Source organism: Vibrio sp. 10N.222.55.B11 (assembly GCF_041473705.1).
In the GTDB taxonomy this organism is placed as follows: Bacteria; Pseudomonadota; Gammaproteobacteria; order Enterobacterales; family Vibrionaceae; genus Vibrio; species Vibrio crassostreae_C.
On record NZ_JBFRST010000057.1, the window covers coordinates 16,976 to 19,413 of the forward strand.

Genomic DNA, 2,438 nt, shown 5'->3' on the forward strand with positions numbered 1-2,438 from the left:
CGTTGTTTGAGTGAAAAATAGGAAGTGTCATATCCGTCCTTTTCTCTTCTAGTAACCCATGTGTTTTTCTAGGCTAACAGCGTAAGAAGAGAAACACCTCGAAGTAATACTAATTTATGTTCCTTGAGTTTGAATTACCCTCTGACGCTGATAAATCGAAACGCTAATCTTAGTATTCAAGGGGCCATTCATTTTGTAAAGCAGTAAGCTTAAGCGGCTGAATAAGAACTGTGATCATTTAATGAAATTAAGAAGAAAGCCTCTCACAGCGCCATACTGCTCTTTTTAGGCTGCAATATTGACAGCACTAAAAACCCTCGCCCTGCTAAGCCATACCATCCGGATGAAGGTGGACGTTAAGTAAGGAGATAATGAAAGGGAGCCACCTGACTCAGCGTTTAATCGAAGAAGGTACCTGTCGTATGACAAAAGAAAGGTATCGCGTCTGGCTTTTGCTTGTTCTTAAATATTTATATTTTTATTCATATTGTTATTCATTTTCATACGTAGTGTTCATAAGTGCAGTGCCTTATTGAGCACTATTATAGCGATTGTTTTTATCGAGCCTTTCTTGCACTACCTTTCTTATAAAAGACGGTGAATAGAAAACTCTGTCCCGAATAACGCTCAACGGACACGCGATCCACGAATAACGAGGTGGGTAAAACAAGAAAAATGAGAGATAAAACAGGGTAAGAAAGGTTCAGACGTGCGGATCCCTCCGCTTTCGCGGAGACAAAAATCGCCCTTTAACTAGGGGCAAGGTCGGGTTGATACTCACTAAAAAAGGCGGAGGTTGTTTGAGCGTACGTGTTTAATGTTGACGCATTGAAGATCTCTTGTATTCCTGACGCGATTTTACGAAAAGACAGCCAATGAAAGTTCAGTCCCTTCTTTGTTTGGCGTTTTCGTGTCGCGAGGATCAATTCGCTGATGTTGGGGTAACGCACGACTTTTAAGTCATTAAAGAAACGAATGGTAAACTGTTTGTATGAAGGGGCACTGCGTATCGTCCCTTCGTCTTGGTCGACACACACATTGATCCGCTCACTGTGATAATAGCCAGCACGCTGCAAATACTTCATCACTTTCGCAAAGGATTTGGGCGAAATATACTCGCCAAAGCGCAACGCATACTCTTCTTGAAGCTGATCGTAGCTGATGGGCTTCAACCCCGCTTCGGTGGGCAAACCAACACGCCCGCCAATGAGGTCGGTGTTCGGCAACATGCACGCTAATGCTTTCGCAATTAAGGTGCGACTCTGCACATTATTTATCGCTTCACCGCCCCATGCATTAAGTGACGGGAAACGATTGGGGTTGGTAATAAATTCTTCACACCCTTTTAAGATCCGCGCGTATTCTGGCGGTAGGGTTTCTACTTTACCGCTTCGAAGCAACCGGCGAGACTTGAATCCGATCTCAAAAGGCGTCTTAGGGTTCCGCGCGTTCTCTTCTGCAACGACACGATGATGCAATTCGATCAATTCCCGTTTCCGATCCTTACGCTTGCGGCGATACTCTGAATCGTAACTCGATTTATCGGAGGGGGTAGGGGAGGAGTCGTGTCCAGGCGTCTTCATAACATTCACCGTCCACGTTTAAAACACACAGCACTTCATCCCGAGGGATAAACAAGCGGTGTGATTGAGAATGTGTTGTTTGGGCTTTAGCCCATGCCATGATTGAGTCATAATTTGATATCTGCTAGATTTTTGGGATTTTTGGATTGGTCACCCAAACGGTGAAATTTCAACCTATCTCAACCGAGAAAAGAAATCAAACGCTGGTTTTTTAGACACAAAAAAGCCGTCTACTAGCAGGAAGACGGCTTTTTTGCGAGTGCTATATAGTCAGAGTACCACCTCTAACACACTCTAAATCCTAGAAAAAACACACGACATTGGGCACTCAGGAGTAAGCAATGTCGTGTGTTTTAACTTATGGACCTCAGGTAAGTATAGCGTTTCGTCGCCTGATATTTCAAACGCTAAGTGTGCCTTGGGATTTTTCCCTTAACATAATGTAAATAATACGCAGATGTGAAAAATCCATAAATAACAAAAAGATAACAAATAACCTTAGAAAAATTTATAGCACATTGAGGGAGGGAAATTAAAATAATTAATCTATTAATTATGCGTAATAAAAATAGCGCCAACAGTAAATGCAAATTTATTTTCTTTAAAATCAGCATCTTAATTTGGTGCGTATTATTTACATTATGTAAAATGCAAGAAATGAGAAGTAAATCACAAACCACTTAAAATTTAGGCTCTGTTGAACGATGAAATGGCTCATCGATGTTTCGACCTGAACGTGGTCATTTCGGTTTTGTCTATTTAGGAAGACTTTTGTATGAATTTTAAATCAAAATGTATGGTTGAGAACAAGGAAGTCGGTATCGCTTTTAATCTTTCATCAAAGGCGAATAAAAC

Annotated in this window: 1 protein-coding gene; it reads right to left on the minus strand. The window is 41.4% G+C overall.

The window, feature by feature from the left end; all coding sequences use genetic code 11:
- Window positions 1-749: 749 nt before the first annotated feature.
- Complete coding sequence (locus AB4503_RS19840; RefSeq protein ID WP_102556544.1) at window positions 750-1,583, minus strand: hypothetical protein; 834 nt, start codon at window positions 1,581-1,583, stop codon at window positions 750-752.
- Window positions 1,584-2,438: the final 855 nt, after the last annotated feature.

What these genes read in the sequence shown, in the direction of transcription:
- AB4503_RS19840 (WP_102556544.1), bottom strand. Translation starts at nt 1,583, where the DNA reads ATGAAGACGCCTGGACACGACTCCTCCCCTACCCCCTCCGATAAATCG.